12 protein-coding genes and 1 pseudogene are annotated in these 17,465 nt (G+C 33.9%); 2 read left to right on the forward strand and 11 right to left on the reverse strand.

Annotated features, from left to right (window positions below; all coding sequences use genetic code 11):
- Positions 1–56 precede the first annotated feature (56 nt).
- Positions 57–1,280, forward strand: a pseudogene (locus tag COB47_RS08740) (IS256-like element ISCob1 family transposase).
- Between the two features lie 279 nt (positions 1,281–1,559).
- Here the strand turns inward: COB47_RS08740 and COB47_RS08745 are convergent.
- The 3 genes from COB47_RS08745 to COB47_RS08755 form a co-directional block, all read right to left on the reverse strand.
- Positions 1,560–1,919: a hypothetical protein gene (locus tag COB47_RS08745; protein WP_041742507.1), complete on the reverse strand. Its 360-nt coding sequence runs from the start codon at positions 1,917–1,919 to the stop codon at positions 1,560–1,562.
- A gap of 3 nt (positions 1,920–1,922) precedes the next feature.
- A complete protein-coding gene (locus COB47_RS08750) occupies positions 1,923–2,129 on the reverse strand; it encodes a 4Fe-4S dicluster domain-containing protein (protein WP_041742787.1) in 207 nt (68 codons plus the stop codon).
- 116 nt (positions 2,130–2,245) lie between these two features.
- Positions 2,246–2,521, reverse strand: coding sequence for an ArsR/SmtB family transcription factor (locus COB47_RS08755; protein ID WP_013291020.1), 276 nt, complete (start codon positions 2,519–2,521; stop codon positions 2,246–2,248).
- Positions 2,522–2,646: 125 nt separating this feature from the next.
- Here COB47_RS08755 and COB47_RS08760 point away from each other — a divergent pair, with 125 nt between their 5' ends.
- Positions 2,647–3,093, forward strand: coding sequence for a C-GCAxxG-C-C family protein (locus tag COB47_RS08760; RefSeq protein WP_013291021.1), 447 nt, complete (start codon positions 2,647–2,649; stop codon positions 3,091–3,093).
- 154 nt (positions 3,094–3,247) lie between these two features.
- On the opposite strand, the gene COB47_RS08765 is transcribed toward COB47_RS08760, so the two are convergent.
- The 8 genes from COB47_RS08765 to COB47_RS08800 all read right to left on the reverse strand — a co-directional run bounded on the left by COB47_RS08765 (position 3,248) and on the right by COB47_RS08800 (position 17,395).
- Entirely contained in the window at positions 3,248–5,713 is a 2,466-nt protein-coding gene (locus tag COB47_RS08765; protein ID WP_013291022.1) for an MBL fold metallo-hydrolase, read from the reverse strand.
- Between the two features lie 19 nt (positions 5,714–5,732).
- Positions 5,733–6,629 (reverse strand): DMT family transporter, encoded by an 897-nt coding sequence (locus tag COB47_RS08770; protein WP_013291023.1) that lies wholly within the window; start codon positions 6,627–6,629, stop codon positions 5,733–5,735.
- A 120-nt stretch (positions 6,630–6,749) separates the two neighbouring features.
- Positions 6,750–7,535: an amino acid ABC transporter ATP-binding protein gene (locus COB47_RS08775; RefSeq protein WP_013291024.1), complete on the reverse strand. Its 786-nt coding sequence runs from the start codon at positions 7,533–7,535 to the stop codon at positions 6,750–6,752.
- Complete coding sequence (locus COB47_RS08780) at positions 7,522–8,184, reverse strand: amino acid ABC transporter permease (RefSeq protein WP_013291025.1); 663 nt, start codon at positions 8,182–8,184, stop codon at positions 7,522–7,524. Before COB47_RS08780 ends, COB47_RS08775 begins: the two co-directional genes overlap by 14 nt.
- 17 nt (positions 8,185–8,201) lie before the next feature.
- A complete protein-coding gene (locus tag COB47_RS08785) occupies positions 8,202–9,002 on the reverse strand; it encodes an ABC transporter substrate-binding protein (protein ID WP_013291026.1) in 801 nt (266 codons plus the stop codon).
- 102 nt (positions 9,003–9,104) lie between these two features.
- Positions 9,105–9,938 carry an S-layer homology domain-containing protein gene (locus COB47_RS08790; protein WP_013291027.1) on the reverse strand — a complete coding sequence of 278 codons (834 nt, stop codon included), beginning with the start codon at positions 9,936–9,938 and terminating at the stop codon, positions 9,105–9,107.
- A gap of 34 nt (positions 9,939–9,972) precedes the next feature.
- Complete coding sequence (locus tag COB47_RS08795) at positions 9,973–13,578, reverse strand: fibronectin type III domain-containing protein (RefSeq protein ID WP_013291028.1); 3,606 nt, start codon at positions 13,576–13,578, stop codon at positions 9,973–9,975.
- A gap of 19 nt (positions 13,579–13,597) precedes the next feature.
- The gene (locus COB47_RS08800) at positions 13,598–17,395 is read right to left on the reverse strand and encodes a fibronectin type III domain-containing protein (RefSeq protein WP_013291029.1); all 3,798 of its coding nucleotides are present in this window, start codon (positions 17,393–17,395) and stop codon (positions 13,598–13,600) included.
- Between the last annotated feature and the right edge of the window lie 70 nt (positions 17,396–17,465).

Genomic DNA, 17,465 nt, shown 5'->3' on the forward strand with positions numbered 1-17,465 from the left:
CTTCTTGGTAAGAATCAGAATATAAACAAAAATATCCAAGAAGGAGGTTTTTTGTTATGGAAAATGTTTTAACAAAAGAGCAGCTCTTAGAGTTTATAAGAAAAAACAATATTCAGAGTGTGAGTGATATTTACGAAAGCTTAAAAGACTTGTTTAAGAGTGTACTTCAAAGCTTTTTAGAAGCAGAGATTGAAGAAACTCTGGGTTATGAAAAGTATGACGTTAAGAACAAACAAACTACTAACTCTCGAAACGGATATACTCAGAAGACTGTAAAAACAAAATTTGGAGAGATGGAAATTGATATACCAAGAGACAGAGAAGGTGAATTTGAACCCAAGATAATTCCCAAATATAAAAGAGATATCTCTGAAATTGAAGATAAAATAATAGCTTTATATTCCAGAGGAATGACAACACGAGACATTCATGAGCAAATAAAAGATATTTATGGTATTGAAGTATCTGCTGAGATGGTAAGCAAAATTACAGAAAAAATAATACCAGAGATAAGAGAATGGCAAAACAGACCGTTAGAAAAGATATATCCGTTTATCTTTATGGATGCAATTCATTACAAGATAAAAGATGAAGGCAGGATTGTAAACAAAGCTGCTTACGTTGTTTTAGGAATTAACATTGAGGGATATAAGGATGTTTTAGGGATATGGATTGGAGAAAGTGAAAGCTCTAAATTCTGGTTGGGTGTTTTGAATGACCTGAAAACAAGAGGAGTAGAAGAGGTATTACTGTTTTGTGTTGATGGCCTTACTGGTTTAAAAGAGGCAATAGAAGCAGTGTTCCCAAAAAGCGATATTCAAAGGTGTATTATTCATCAGTCAAGTCAATTCATTCAAATATGTTTCATACAAGCATATAAAAGAATTTTCAAAGGATTTTAAAAAAGTATATCAGGCAACTAATGAAGAAGAAGCACTGGAAAATTTTTATCAGGTAAAAGAAAAATGGGGGAAACAGTATCCTTATGCGTTCAGGAGTTGGGAAAGCAATTGGGAGCTACTGACTTCGTTTTTAAGTTTCCCCCAGAAATAAGGAAGATAATTTATACAACAAACATCATAGAAGGAGTTCACAGACAATTTAGAAAAGTGACAAAAGCAAAATCAGTATTTCCAAACGATACAGCGTTAGAGAAGATGCTTTATCTTGCAACAAAAAATGTTGTAAGAAAGTGGACACAGAGGTACAGAAATTGGGATATAATATTAAATCAGCTTTTGATAATGTATCCAGAACGTTTAAGTGGATATATAAATTAATAACAAACTTCAGTTCGCTTTTAGATTGCTTCCATGGAAGCAATCTAAAACAAATTAAATTAGAATCAGAAAAATCAGAGCAATATATCCCAGTATCAAATTTTGTCCAGCTTTTAAAAAATTTATGCATAAAATTTTTTAAAATGGTAATACTAAAAAATAGAAGGTAGACAGGATTATCCTGAATGATTTCTTACCAAGAGGGATGGTTCAATTTAAATACACAAAATTATTTACAGACCCTCCTCGTCTCTTTGTGGATAGCCGCTTGAAAATATTTTATTTATGCTCTTCAACAGCCTTTTTAATTGCCTCAATAGCTTGTTGCGTATCCATATTTCTGATTTCAACACCTATATGCTTTTCTTTCGGAAAGCCTACTGCTTCAAAAGCATCACGGTACATCTTCTTTTGCATTGTTGGATCACAACCTGCTACATAAAGCTGATCTATCTCTGCCCCTCTGAGAAGTTCTTTCAAATATTTGTCACCATCATCAGAGCAAAGTTGAGGATGCAATCCAACCCAATCAAATATTCCTTCTCTTCTTAAACTATTCAGTACTTCAAAAATATCCATTTTGTGAAATGAAGGACATGTCCCTTGGCAAACGCATAACAACAAACCTCTTTTCATTATTTTTCACCTCTCCTCTCCAAAATACTTTATTGCTTCATTAGGACAAATCTTCTGACATCCTCTGCAAAACTCAACACAGTTATCAGGATTTTTTACATTGGGATATCCATCCTGCCCTACCTCATACACATCGTGAGGACAAAAGTTTACACACTGATAACACTGCATACACTTTTCTTTATCTATTATAGGATACCAGTTTTTAGCCAACATTATCACCTCCCTTCGAAAACTTAAAATTATCTAAAACTTTAAAATATATTAATTATTTATTGATATATTCGAATAATCAAATGTTTTTGCTAAAAAAATTATTTAATTTTTATTCAAAACTTTTTCTTAACAACCTGAATTAAATCCAAACTCTCTCTATCTTTTAAATTGTAAAAAACTCTATTGCCTTCTCGTCTGTCTTCAACTATTTCCATATTTCTTAAAATAGTTAAGTGACGAGAAATATGAGATTGATCAAGGTTTAATATCTCCATCATTTCACATACACATCTTTCTTTTTCTGCTACTAACTCTATTATCCTTATTCGCGTTGGGTGAGAAAGTGCTTTGAAATACTCTGCCATTTTTTTATAACTCTTTTCTAACATACCAAAACCCCTTTCGTATAGATTATATTCGATTATTCGAATAATGTCAAGAGCTGTTTTTTAAAAGTGGATGTGCTACAATGTAACAAAATATAGCAAATGTTTAATGGAGGTGCAATATTTAAATGAACAGAAGCGAACTTGCTAAAGAAAAATTTTTAAATGGATTTACATGCTCTCAAGCAGTCTTTTCTACTTACAGCACCGATTTTGGCTTGGATGAAAAAAGTGCAGCAAAAATTGCTTGTCCATTTGGTGGAGGTCTAGGAAGCTTAGGTTATGTATGTGGAGCAGTTACAGGAGCTTTAATGCTGATTGGTTTAAAATATGGAAGTTCAGAACTTCAAGACAAAGAATCAAAAGCAAATGCTTACTCAAAGGTTAGAGAGTTTGTTAAAAAGTTTGAAGAAAAAAATAAAACTATAATATGTAAGGAACTGTTAAACTGTGATATCAGCACACCCGATGGAAGAAAATACGCCGAGGAAAATGGACTGTTTAAAAATGTTTGCCCAAAATTTGTAAAAGATGCTGCTGAGATAATTGAAGAAATGTTATTTTCGAAAGAATGATTATAGGGGCTATCCAAAAAGATACCTGGATAGCCCCTTCCTTGCATTATACAGTTTTTAGCTCATTTGGTTTTACTATAAATCGGCAAAATACAATCTTAAAATCTTGCTTTTAAATAACCTCAGTTATTTTCTATATTATTGAATTAATTCTTCAGACTTTTAGGTAAAATCCTGTGCGCTCAAAAAATTCCCCAGATATTTTTTTCAAAACATCTTCGTCTACACCTTCACTTAATTTTATTTTTACCTCTCTTGTAGTTGGATAAATACTGGGGTTTTTTTGAATTTCTATATTGTATTTTGATAAAATTTCATTCAATATATTAATCATTTCAACTTGATTTATGGTCTGAGAAACTCTTATATCCCATCCGGTCTTTTCCGAAAGTTGAACAAGCTTGTCTTTATATTTTTCACCTACAAAAGGTGTTACAAAGGAAAGTTCAATGTATTTTCCACCTTCCTTAATACTTTTTTTGTAAATCTTATCTTTTTCATTTTCAAAATAAAGGTCAATCAAAAGTAGAGCTTTATTTTGTTCCATCTTATTCTTTTGCAAAGTTATATTTTCTTCTTGTTTATTTTCCTCAACATCAAATATCAAATTAACCCCAGTTTCTTCCAAAAACTTTTCAGATAAATTTTTCATTTGTTCAAACTTTTCCTTTATTCTTATTACTATAGCATTTATCACAGGATTATATGAAAATTTTAACAATTTAACATTATAATCTTTAAGAAAATTCTTAACATACTCTGAAGCATACGTCAGGTTAATATTTGGATTTATATCAACTTTCCAGAGTGTCAATTTTTCAAATTCCTTAAATTGCTCTTCAAGCCTTTTTGCAACCTGTGGGAAATGAAAATAAAATGTAACTACCTTGTTTTCAATGTCCATACCGACCTTGTACAATCCATATTCATTAAACATTTCAAATGCTAATTCTCTCATCCTATTCTGCTCCATAGGTTTTGGCTTTAACCTTTCTTCCACCTCTTGGGCAGATAAAATCCTAAACAGGTATGGTTTTTTTGGATTTTGTTCAAAATAAACAGATTTTTTTAAAAGTTCAAATACTCTGTTTATCTCATCTTTTTCTATAAACTTCTTGCCATTCCAAATCAGAATAGCATGTTCAGCTGTTATATGATTGGATTCCTGCTTGTTTTCCACAAGGTACTGCCACAAAAGCTTCAGATTCTCTTCATTTAAAAGTTCTTGATTGTTCAGCGTTTTGACATTAAAAAATGATAATTGTTTTCTTGGTCTTTCAATTGATATTATATTAACTTCACCATTTTGTGGAACAACTATGTTTGCATCAAGCTCTTTTACTGCCATATCCGAAATTTGCGAAATTGCTTCTTCACTGCCATGTGCAAAAATGACAGTTCTTGGCCTTAGTGTTGATAAAAATCCAAGAATCTTATCTCTGTCACTGTGTGCCGAAAGCCCGTACTTTTCTACCCTGCACTTCACTTCATATTCCTTGCCATTTAGATCAATCTTTTTTTCACTTTCTGAAAGTTCAGCAAGCTCTAAAAGTTTTCTTCCAGGTGCTTCTTCATCCTGATACCCTGTTATTGCAATCAGAGCATTTGGACTTTGCACAATTTTTTCAGCATAAAACACAGAAGGTCCCCCTGTAAGCATACCGGAACTTGAGATTATTACACATGGGTCTGAAGAAGAAATTATCTCCTCTCTTTGTTTTTTGTCAGAGACCACATTTATATTATCAGCTAAGAATATCTCCTCACCTTTTAGTACCCTTTTATAGTACCGCGATGACAGATAAGTAGGATTGTTCCTGTAAACTTTTATAACCTCTCTTACCATTCCGTCTATGAATATATTAAAACTAACCTTTCTTTTTTTCATATAATTTCTCAAAATAAGAATAACCTCTTGTGCCCTTCCTATTGCAAATGCAGGAATTAAAACTTTACCTCCCTGTGATATAACTTCATAAATAGTATTAAATAGTCTTTCTTCTTCAAAACTTCTGTTTGTGTGAAGTCTGTCACCATAAGTTGATTCGCATATAACAATATCAGGTCTGATTTTGGGAACTGAAGCCTTGTCAACAGTAAGCTGCTTGTCTGCTGAAAAATCACCCGTGTAAAGAATGCTACCTTCCTGAGTCTGAATAAATATCATGGAAGCACCAAGGATATGACCCGCCGGGAAAAAGGTCACCCTGATTCCTTCAACAGGTTCAAATGTGTAGTTAAATCCGTAGGTAAGAGTTCTATCAAGCAAATCTTCTACATTCTTCTCAGCATATATAGGTATTTCATCTTCTGCAATCTCCATAATCCTCAAACTATCATATAAAAGCACCTTTATTAAATCTTTTGTAGGTTGGTTTGTATAAAAGAAAATATGAGGATATTCTCGTGCAATAAGAGGAAGGCTTCCTATATGGTCAAGGTGCGCATGTGAAATAAGGCAAACATCAACACCGCCAAGCTCGCGAAGAACCTGTAAGTTAGGAAGTTTATCCTCTTTCATTCTTATTCCAGAATCAATCAAGATATTCTTGCCACCAGCTTTAATTAAAACACAAGAAGCACCAACCTCTTTTGCACCACCCAAGAAAACTATCTCCATTTTTCAGCTCAACTCCATATTAAGTTTTTCCACCAAAGTTTAATTCGGCTATAACCATTCCAATTAAAATTAAACCACATCCAGCATAAGAAATCAAAGACAAAATTTCAGTTGTATTGTTAGGTCCAGATGGTATTATGGCAGAAAAAAATGCACCAAAAACTGGCTCGGCAGAAAAAATGAGTGCTGTATGAGTAGGGGTTGTATATTTCTGTACAAAAACTTGAGCAGTAAATGCTAATGCTGTCCCTAAAATCCCTGTTACTAAAATAGTAATAATGCTTGTTAGATTAAACTTAATATTTATGAGATTAATATCAAAAACAATTGAGGTCATAATATATAAAAATGCTGCACTCATTAGCTGAAAAATTGCAATATTTACTGTGTTTATATTATCTTTTGCCGTGAATATGTCAATAGAGATAATCTGAAACACAAAACAAAGGTCAGCAAGAAGAGTTAAAAAATCACCAAAATTAAAGTTTGAAAACCTCGCACCACTCAAAAGCCAAAGCCCAATAAAAGCCAAAACTACACCAACCATTACATTTATTTTGGGTACTTTTCTTTCAATCAGAGCTACAAATACAGGAACCAAGATGACAGTAAGACCAGTTATAAAAGCTGATTTTGAAGCATATGTATATTTTAACCCTATAACCTGAAGAAGCATCCCTGCAAATAGAAAAAATCCAATGATGCTGCCATAAAGAACTTCCCTTAATTTCAACCCTCTTAGATTTTTCCAGAATATTATTAAAACTATCAGCCAGGCAAGTATAAATCTGACAGCTAAAAATGCCACTGGGTTCATATCTAAAACTGTATTTTTCATAAGTACAAATGAACTTCCCCATACCATTGTAACAAAAAGCAAAATAACATCTGCTAAAATCTTTCGTTTTTCACTCAAGTTTTTTCTTCCTTTCTGTGTAAAAATCTTTTCTGGCAGCTAAAAAGGGCTGCCATTAAAACCTAAAAGACAGCCCTCTTATGCTTTCTCTCAAATATACATTTTTTAATCTTACCACAATCACAATATCTTTTGCAAAAACTGTCTTGTTCTCTCTTGCTTGGGATTTGTGAATATCTCTTCAGGTAATCCTTCTTCCACAATCTTTCCCTTGTCCATAAAAACAATTCTGTTTGCAACTTCTCTTGCAAATCCCATCTCATGAGTCACAACAAGCATTGTCATACCTTCCCTTGCCAGCTCTTTCATTACATTTAAAACTTCACCCACAAGTTCAGGGTCAAGTGCAGATGTTGGTTCATCAAACAGCATCACTTTGGGTTTCATAGCCAAAGCTCTGGCAATTGCAACTCTTTGCTGCTGTCCACCAGAAAGCTGAGAAGGATAAAAGCCTGCCTTGTCTCTGAGCCCCACTTTCTCAAGAAGTTTCATTCCAAGCTCCACTGCTTCTTCTTTTTTCATCTTATTTACAACAACAGGTCCAACTATAACATTCTCAAGCGCTGTCATGTGAGGAAAGAGATTGAATCTTTGAAATACCATACCTATCTGTGAACAAAATCTTGCTATCTCTTTTGAGCTGTGTTTTTTATGCTTTTCATTCAATACTTTATCTTCAATAACAAATCCATCAATTTCAATATACCCTGAATTGATTCTCTCTAAATGATTAAGACAGCGTAGGAAAGTGCTTTTGCCAGATCCAGACGGACCTATTATAACCACAACTTCTCCCCTGTCTACCTCTAAAGACACCCTGTCCAGTACAAGATTGTGTCCAAAATATTTGACAATGTCCTTTGTAATTATCATTTTTTTGTTTTTTTCTCCATTAATGCTGCTCATACTTTCCCAGCCTCTTTTCAAGCCAATTAAATATTGTAGTAAAAATCGTAGTAAGCGCTAAATATATTACAAGTGCGGCCAAATAAATCTCTGCATCTCTTCCAGTTTGAGATGCCTTTAATTGTGCTGCGCGCATAAGTTCAACCATGCCAATTGTAGAAACAAGTGAAGAATCTTTCAAAAGCGCAATAAACTCATTGCCAATTGGTGGTATCAACCTCTTGTAAGTCTGCGGTATAATTACATATCTCATTGTTTGAATATATGTCATACCAAGTGCTTTAGCAGCTTCATACTGCCCCCTGTCTATTGATAAAATTGCTGCTCTTATAATCTCTGCGGTATATGCTCCTGAGTTGATAATAAGAGCAATTGCCCCTGCTAAAAATGCTGGCAGTGTCAGAGCAGGAACAATTTTAGGAAGACCATAGTAGATAAAAAATATCTGCAAAAGCAGCGGTGTTCCTCTAAACAGCCATACATAAAAGCTGCCAATATAATTTAAAAGTTTTATTTTTGAAATTCTAAAAAGAGCAGCAACAAGCCCAAATATAAGTCCAATCGTAACTGCAATCGCAGTAAGTTCAATTGTAACAACGCTTGCTTTCAAAAGAACAGGAAAGTATTTTATTATGATACTGTCTGTCAACTTATGCCACCTCTATTTTAATCTGTAATGTCTTCTCCAAACCATTTTTCAGATATTTTTGCAATAGTCCCGTCCTTCTTTAACTGGTCTAAAATCTTCTGAATTTCATTGTAAAGTTCTTTGTCCTCTTTTCTTAAAGCTATTCCCACAGGTTCTTTTTCAAGCTCAGCAGGTGCTATGTCAAACTTTTCAGGGTTCTGCTTTTTATAGTAATAAGCAACAACACTGTCTATCACAACTGCTTTTATTCTTCCAATGTCAAGGTCGTTAAAAGCATCAGTTATCCTTTCATATCGTGTGACATCCTTTTCATAGTTTATAAACTTCATCTTTTGAACGGCACTGTCACCTGTCGTGTTTGCCTGAACACCTATCTTAATCCCTTTTAAATCTTCAAAACTTTTGATGGAGCTGTCACCCCTTTTCACAGCAATAACCTGACGAATGTAAAGATATGGTCCTGCTAAATTGAAAGCTTTCTTTCTCTCATCTGTTATACTAAAGCATGAAATAATAGCATCAAATTTTTTAGACTTTAAAGCACTCTGGATTCCGCTCCAGTCAACAGTAACAATCTTTAATTTTGCTCCCAGCTTTTTAGCTATTTCATTTGCTAAATCCACATCAAAACCAACAGTGTTATTATTATCATCTGCAAACTCCATCGGTGGAAACGTGTTATCCATTCCCACTGCAAATTCTTTTGTCTTTTTTATTTTCTCTAAGGTTGTCATGTTTTGGTTATTTGATGAACATCCGCTTAATAAAGGAATAAAAAATGCTACTAGTAAAACCAACACAACAAACTTTTTATACATATAAATAGCCCCTTTCACTGATTTAATCTATAAACACACCTCAATAATTATACACTCATTTTAAAATTTATCAATATCAATTTTAAGCAAAACTCGGTATTCCTATTTGAAAATTGTCTTGCTAAAAATATATGCTATCCACTCTCTTGTTGCAAAACTGTTCAATTTTAAATCTTTTATTTCTTCAGTACTTATAAGTTGATTGTCTACAAAAGCATTTATATACTGGTTTGCCCATGACTTATAATCATTTTTTGAGACAGACTTAAGCTTAAGATATCTTGCTAAAATTGCAATTGCCTGTTCATAAGTAATCCCATCGTTTGGCCTAAAAAGAAGCCTATTTTGTTTATCTTTTATACCTGTGATAATTCCCATCTTATAAAGGGTTTCTATCTCAGATTTTGCCCAGCAGTTTTGAATATCTGAAAAAGAATATTTTTTGTCATTCTTCTCTACTTTTATATTAAACATATTAACAAAAAACTTCACAAATTCTTGACGTGTAACAGTATTCTTTGGTTTGAAAGTACCGTCCTTATATCCATCAACTTTCCCAATACTTGCAAGAAATAAAATGTGATCTTTGTATGGTGAATTTTTAATGTCTTTAAACAGCAAAGAACCATCTGAGGGCATTAAAATTACTCTTACTGGTAAAAGAAACATGCTCTGAGGAATTAAAACCGAATTTGACTCAGATGAAAAAGTTTTCTTCTCAGAAAAATAAACAGTAACCTGTCTATCCGAGTCTCTTGTAAATCCTTTTACATAGTAGCTCTTGTTCGTCTTTGAATACAATATAACTCGCATATTATTCGTACCATTAAAGTAATATTCAATCTTGCAAAACACATCTGCTGCAAAAACCTTTACCTGCCAAAATAAAGCTACTACTAATATCAAGCAAATAAAAGTTCTTAGAAACCATTTCATCTTGTCTTGTCACCTTCTTGCTTCTTGCATTTTTTTACATACTTGAAACAACATGATAGAAAAATGCTAAAACATATTCTCTTGTTGCTGTCTCTTTAGGATTGAACGTAACATGGTCAAACAGCCAACCCATTTTGTACGCCTTTTTCAATGACAAAAGGTATTTGTCGTCGGCAGAAAGTTTTGTCCATGTAACATTATCTGCTGAAATTTCATTACCAGTGTAAATTTCATAAAACTTTACCATCATATCTACAGCAGCTTCTTTTGTGAGAATAGAATTGTCCTGGGTATTTTCAATTAGCCCTGCCTTGTATGCTTTTTTAACATAATCGTCAATTATCTCAAACCTGTAGAGTCTTTTCTTCTCTGCAAAATATACTAAAAAAGATGCTAGTTCCTGTTTTGACACAGCATTTTTTATTCCTATTGTATCACTTGTATCGTCGCTGGGAAAGTTTTTAAAAAGATTGTAAAGCTTTGTTGCATAACTACTTGAAATTATATCTTTATAAAAGCTTTTTCTTACAATTACAATTGCCTGAGGCGTTTGCAAATTAAACGTCACACTTTTATTATCACTTGAAAACTCAAAACTATCTGGTTCTTTCCAAGAAAGAGAGGTCAAATCAAAAACATATGGTATTGCGACTGACCATGGTTCTCTGTTTACAAGTGAAATTTTAATTGGCATTGGAAAATATGATATTCCAATCTGCTTTGTCGAGCTTGAAGCTGTGTATCTGATATCATAAATTTCTGAAATAGCATCACTTACATTATATTTGTCAGATGCTTTTATAAATGTAAGTTCAATATATACATTTGAGGGTGATACACCACTCATTGTCAGTTTATTTATGTCCTCATTATCTATGGCAGCAAAATTGAACTGCGAAGATGCACCGTCTAACATGACAATACAGTCTTTATTGAGCTTTACAAGTGCCTTTAAAACATCATACCTTATTTTTATCACAAACTGGTAAATAGATTGGTTTGTTCTTTTTGTAAAGTCAATCAAAACAGGTTTTGAATCCAAAGATTCGTTTACATACCTGTAAGTAATCTCTACTATCATTTTCCCAGCAGAAGGATCTTCTATGGTTATAACAGGCTGAGTTGTGTCTTGAATTGAATCAAATACGCCTGTATATTCACTTACATCCTTTTTTGTAACAAAAGATATAATTTCTGTTGACTGAGAAAGCTGCCCGTCAGAAGCTAAAGCAAACAGTCTTGCCCAATATCTTGTATTAGGTTTCAAGCCTGATACCTTGTATTCAGTAGCATCTGTATCTGTGGTATATTTCTTAGAATTATAAAACGAAATATTATCAGCTATCTCAACAACATATTTTCTACCTGTTTCAGCAATCTCCCAAACAAAAATGACATATTCCTTTCCATATTCTTTTATACCAAAAGCAATTGGTATTTTGGGAGGTGGTACCTTCTGTGTCCTGCCAAAAACAGGACTGCAAAATTCCGAATATATTTTTTGATTATCTTTAATGATATATGCCCTTACTCTGAAATAATAAAGAGTATCAGGTTTCAGGTTCTGAACTGTGAAATAACAAAGTCCGGTGGTATAATCAACTTCTTTTATGGATGGTTTAAAACTATCTGACACAATCTGCCACGCATTTGCGTTTTTTATATCTTCCGAAACTTGAACTTCAAAATATACATTCTCTATATAGCTCCATGAAAGCAAAGCAGAGTTATATGTTGTTGTAACAACACTCAAGTTTTCAACAATCGGAACTGAAGAAGGTAGCGGTATTTCATACTTTATTAAAGTTGTTGCTATCACTATATTTGATGGTAGTGAATAATAAACGTTATTATCAATTTTTCTGACTGCTCTTACAAAAAATACATACCTTGTGTTTGAGGAAAGATTACTTACTCTAAATAAAACCTTGCCTGATGAATCCAGCTGATAGTCAGAAAGTATTATCTTCTGAAAGCTTGCTGTATCAAGATTTTCTGGATTAGTTATATTCATTCCATATTGGTACACTGCAAAGTTTACCTCATAAAAGATGCTTCTGTCCACAGTTGGTGGCTGAACACCTGCAATAGTTATAGGCTGCCATGATAAAAGCACAGAATCGTAAGTTGTATAAACAACAGATAAAAGGGTTGGACTGGTAGGTGGTGTTATATCTCCTGATAGAGTATAAGATATTGTAAAAGCGGGAGTTGATTCCTTGTAAATATATGTTCCCTGTTCATAATCGAAAAACCTCTTTTTCACAACAATCTTCAAAACATAAACACTATTTTTTTCAAGTCCTGTAATGTCAAATCTATAGTATCCTGTCGGAAGATTATTCTCATCTTTTTCTTCATCAGAAGGTTTCATCTGGTAATTTGATATATAAAGCATGAAGTCTGCATTTGTATCAGAATATTTTTTGTAATAAAAATCATACACAACCTCTTTATCTGTTGGTATTTTGAATCGCAGAGAAATAGTATCCTGAGATTTTGGAAAAGCTGTTAAATTTTCTACTGCAGGCGGCGCAAAAGGCAGTGTGTATGGATGAACATAAAGGTCTTTTGATCTGATAGAAACTTTTCTTCCGAAACTATCAAAAACATCAACCTGTATTCTGAAAAACACATCGTCTGTTATGCTCACAACAGCAAAAAACTCGTTTGCCGAAACTGTACCAACCAAAGTGGGTATCTGGTCTTTGCTACCTTTGTAAATTTCATATTCATTTTCAGCAATTGATACCTTTGCCCACCTGAGCCACACAACATTGTCAGCAATTCTCTGAGCCTCTGCCTGAATGTATGTTGCCGCCTCACCAATTACATTTATATTAGGCGGTGTGTATGTCTGCGGGTCACGCCAGATTACCTCTTGCGGCAAATTTCTAGGCAAAACTTTTACATAGTAAAGACTGCTCGGTGAAAGTCCTGCGGCTGTGTATTTGAGTTTCCTGCCAGGCAGAATTTCAACCCTTCCACCCGGTTTTTGGCTTTGAAGAAGGGTTATCCTTTCACCATCAATCTGATACTTTGTTGGCGTTGTAAAGCTTATATCCTTTGACACATATATGTCATAATCTATTCTTTTGCCAGAATAGTAAACATCGTCCCACACTATATCAATGGCATCTTCAGCATTTGTATAACATCCAACAAAGATAGGTGTTAAAAACACAATAGTGTTTGAATATGAAGAGTAATAAACAACACTTCCTGTTTGCTCCTGCAAAACTCTTACACTTCTTATCTTAGCATAAAAAATAGTTCCGTTCGGAATCTTTTGTCCATTTGGCAAGCTTTGAACTTTGTAAGTATAATTCCCATTTGAAACTGTAAGGTTTGGGTCGTTTTTGTATATAGTATATCCATAGGGAAATCTGGTCGGGTCATCACCAAGATACAGCTCAAAATAGTCAAAGTCAGAGTAAGAATACTGCCACGAAAAATAAAGGGTTATAGTTCCGTCCTGATCTACTTCCATCCTTGGAAGATTATTTAAAAGGGTTATATTCAACTTTTCAGGTGCAGGAAGAACAATCGTAGGCTGTGCTATTATATTTTGGGGTACCAAAACAATCAAAAAAGATATTAAAAGGAAAATCGAAATTATTCTGATTGTAATAGATTTCATCTTTCTTCTCACCCATTTTTTAATATTTTAAAATCTTTTCAAGATTGACAATATAGTGAACAAATTCATCAACCTTTATTGCTTCATAAGGGTCCAAATCACTATCAACAACCCCGATTGACATCATACCAAGGATATACTTTTTATACCTTTCATCGGGTATAAAACTTGTTGACTTTGTAATAACAATATTGTCAATCGAAGATGATATTTTCTGTTCATATACTCTTGCTAAAATATATATAGCTTCTTGTCTTGTCAGATTACCGTTTTTGACTTTTTCAGCATCAATACCAAACACTTTTGTTATAAGCATGGCTGCATAATCCTGAGAAAGACCTTTACTAAAGTCACTGTATAGAGCATTTAAGTTAAATTTTTGAGAAATATAAACTATATCATCTTTGTACTTGCTAAGAGTGTAATTTGATATAGCCTGAGTTTTCAGCACACCAAATGTGCCAGGCTTTTCAACATTAAAGGTTGCACTGTTTGAAAGACTGTCAAGAGAAAAATTGGTTACAAAGCTGCTGTTCGAAAAGTCATATACAGCCCTTGTTTGGTTTGCCTGACCAGCCAAGCTTGCAAGCTTCAACGTAATGTTCACAGGTTTTGTAAAGCTTGACACAGCCATTTCATCATTTAGATAATACCTGGCAGTTACCTTCATTGTTATCACATCAGAGTCAATATCATAACCATATGAAGGTGGCAAAGCATAAGCTGAGGAAAGTTCTATTAATATCATCACCAATCCTTTGTCAATTCCATATCTTTTTGAAATATTCTCAACCTCAGAAACATTCAAAGCACCCGGTGGAAGCTTTAATATACTATTTTTGTATTTCAAAACAAAACTCTTCTGAAGCTTCTCAAGTGCATCTGCTACCCTGTAAGAAAACAAAACCTGACCTTTGGCAGAAGAATAAAGTGCTTTTGTAAAGTCTATAACAAACTCATTCGAATTTGTACGTTGGATTTCATCTTGAGCGTTTTGGTCATTGACGTAAATATAATACCTATCAGAGCTATTTTCAAGAACTATAGTAACCTGTTTCTGATTCTGGATTTCCCTTATTCTGTTTTGCTCTTCCTCTTTGAGCTTTTGCTGCTGATTTTCAAAATCGCTCTGGTTAAAAATGGTTCGTGCTAAAACCTCTGCAAAAATTGAAACCTTCCCAGTCGGGATATGAATGCTTCTTACTCTGATGTAGTACAAGGTATTTGAACTTAAATTCCCAATGTAATATTTATATACAGCAACTTTTGACGACACTACAGAAGCAGGTGAAATTGAACCTGAATATACCAAAGTATACACAGTGCTATTTTCTTGCCTTACAAAAATCTGATAGCCGTAATTTGGATTGCCGTTCCACTGGATTGTAAGTCCATGTCCGCTTGAATCTCTTGAAATTACCATTAAATTTTCAGGCTTTTCAATTGACGCAGTTGTAACTGCAATGCTTCCCCAAAGCGATTCTCTGTTATTTTCTATTGCTTTTATAGAAAAATAATACAGAGTATTAGGGGCAAGGTTCTTAAATGTCACAGGAGGTGTGACTCCAATATATATCCGTGCACCAACAGGAGCATTTGGAGAATATATATCATATACAACCTGCTGCACCACAAAAGTTGAATCAGATACCTGTCTGTAGATCTCAACTTTTTGTTTAAGTGTCTTTACAAAATAATCTCTTGTTTCTTCAACAGTGAGCTTATTGTCTTCAAGTGGCCTTAAAGTTTGCAAAATTATATATGACTGAACCGGCTTTGTATCCCATACAAGCTTTACAGATGTTTGTGTTAGTGCATCATCTTCAGGCGCAACCATAAAATTCTTGGGTATCTCTGGCTGTGAAATAACCGGTGGTATTTGTTGGGGTTTTGTCACAACAACATATGCCTTGCTAAATTCTGAAAGATAGTCTTTGTCAAGATAAACTCTTACTTTAAACCTGATATAATAAGGAGTATTGCTTTTGAGGTTTGATATATCAATGTAATTTGAAATACTCTCTGATGGAAGTTCAAAGCAAATTTTTACATTCTTTTCATCCCAAGATGACTCACAAACATATACCTGATAGTATACCTTTTCAGAAACTGTCAAGTTGCCAGAAAAGTAAACTGATTGTGATACATAATCTAATATCGCCTGATGTATCTTTGAAAGCAAATCCTCTTGATAAACATAGATTCTAAAACTTGTCTCAGAAGGTTGAATTTGCCTTACAAAATTGTCATCTACAGGCGGTATGTTCAAAACAGCAACAGGTTTTGTAGTACCAACAAATACAAGCGAAAAGTCAGATTTTTTCTGGTTTGCCGTGTTTATAATTCTAATCTTGAAATAATAAACAGTGTTTGGTTCAAGGTTTGATATCTTGTATTTATACCTTGAACCATCTAATGTCAAATCACCTGGTAAAAAGCCGTCTATGTTAGGATCATAAGTAGAACTACTATAAACAAGTTTGTATACTGTGGGATTTCCCTCTGAATCAAGAACATCTTTGTATTCTTTTGAAATCCAAATCTGATATACATAACTTGAGTCATTTAAAACAGGTTTATCAAATGACACCTCTATTTCTGTCTGCGAAATAGTTTGGGCTTGGCAGTTTTTAGGTGTTGGTGGGATATCACCAAGCTCTGTCACAGAAACCTTTATAAGCGCTGAAGGAATCTTGGTACCATCTGCAAAAACGGCTTCTACTCTTATGTAATAGTACTTTGTCGTCATAGAAAGGCCGGGAATGTATGCTTCGTTCTGGTTATATGAGGTTGTTGCAAAGATGTTTTGTGGTGGTAGATTATCTCTTGGAAGTTCATTCGCGCTTGTTGCGTAATAAGCCCTATACTTTATCTCATCCTGCTTATAGTTTCCAGGGTCAACACCACGCCATTGCACTCTCACCAAAGCTAAAGTCTTCCCATCTTTTTCAATCTCACCTATTTTTGCAGCACTGACCTGCATAAGCGTGGGACATGCAATGTTTGTAAGAGGCTTATAAATCACTTCTGTACTATCCATCTTCGGGTTCATAAGAATGTAATACATTGTACCTGGCACAAGCTCAAATGTGTCAATTCCATCATACTTGTCATACACTGTCACACTTACTGTTTGGTTGATTTCCTGCGCAAGCTGCTGAACACCGTCTTTATAAAGCTTTATAGGAACTGTGATATTGTTTTCCTTTTGATACTTGTAAATCTCATATGTACTACTATCAACATAATACTGATTAGCATCTGAGGCCGTTTGACTTTTTCCTACAAAAATATTATAACCCCTAAAACCAATATCTGTCTGAAAATCATCTGATACGTTGATCTTATTAAAAGTAATTAACAACTTTGGATGTTCACCGCCAGTGCCAAGTGGAATATCTTCATCTTTTGCAGGATCAGGTTCCGGCTGGGCATAAAGTTTAAACTCTGTTATAACATATATTGATTGCGAAGTCAATATTTGGTCATCTTCGCTCTTAGCATTGACAGTTATTTTGTACGCTGTTGCTCCTTTGAGCCCTGTTATATCGCAGTATGTATTCTGGGTTACCGTTTGAAAATCTATCTGGGAACTTGAAGATGCTGCATAGACTTCATAAGATACTGCATCTTCAATGGCATTCCATCTTATAGAAATAGAATTTTTTGTTATTCTGTAAACTCCATTACTATCTCTTTGCACAGCCACATTCAAAGAGGTTGAAAGGGTTTGTGAAAATGATTGAAGGTTAAAATTGGAAAATAAAAATGAAATCAAAATTACAATGGAAGCTATTCTTTTTAAGTTTTTAAACATTTAATCTCACCTCAAAATGCACTTAAAATTTGGGTTTTTCAAAGTAATAATCGGCAACAACCCGGCATTT

It is taken from the genome of Caldicellulosiruptor obsidiansis OB47 (genome assembly GCF_000145215.1).
GTDB classification, from domain to species: domain Bacteria; phylum Bacillota; class Thermoanaerobacteria; order Caldicellulosiruptorales; family Caldicellulosiruptoraceae; genus Caldicellulosiruptor; species Caldicellulosiruptor obsidiansis.

Excerpts from the sequence above, each read along its gene's own strand:
- COB47_RS08755 (WP_013291020.1), bottom strand. The coding sequence starts at position 2,521 with ATGTTAGAAAAGAGTTATAAAAAAATGGCAGAGTATTTCAAAGCACTT.
- COB47_RS08790 (WP_013291027.1), bottom strand. The coding sequence starts at position 9,938 with ATGAAATGGTTTCTAAGAACTTTTATTTGCTTGATATTAGTAGTAGCT.
- COB47_RS08760 (WP_013291021.1), top strand. The coding sequence starts at position 2,647 with ATGAACAGAAGCGAACTTGCTAAAGAAAAATTTTTAAATGGATTTACA.
- COB47_RS08775 (WP_013291024.1), bottom strand. The coding sequence starts at position 7,535 with ATGAGCAGCATTAATGGAGAAAAAAACAAAAAAATGATAATTACAAAG.
- COB47_RS08785 (WP_013291026.1), bottom strand. The coding sequence starts at position 9,002 with ATGTATAAAAAGTTTGTTGTGTTGGTTTTACTAGTAGCATTTTTTATT.
- COB47_RS08765 (WP_013291022.1), bottom strand. The coding sequence starts at position 5,713 with ATGGAGATAGTTTTCTTGGGTGGTGCAAAAGAGGTTGGTGCTTCTTGT.
- COB47_RS08800 (WP_013291029.1), bottom strand. The coding sequence starts at position 17,395 with ATGTTTAAAAACTTAAAAAGAATAGCTTCCATTGTAATTTTGATTTCA.
- COB47_RS08795 (WP_013291028.1), bottom strand. The coding sequence starts at position 13,578 with ATGAAATCTATTACAATCAGAATAATTTCGATTTTCCTTTTAATATCT.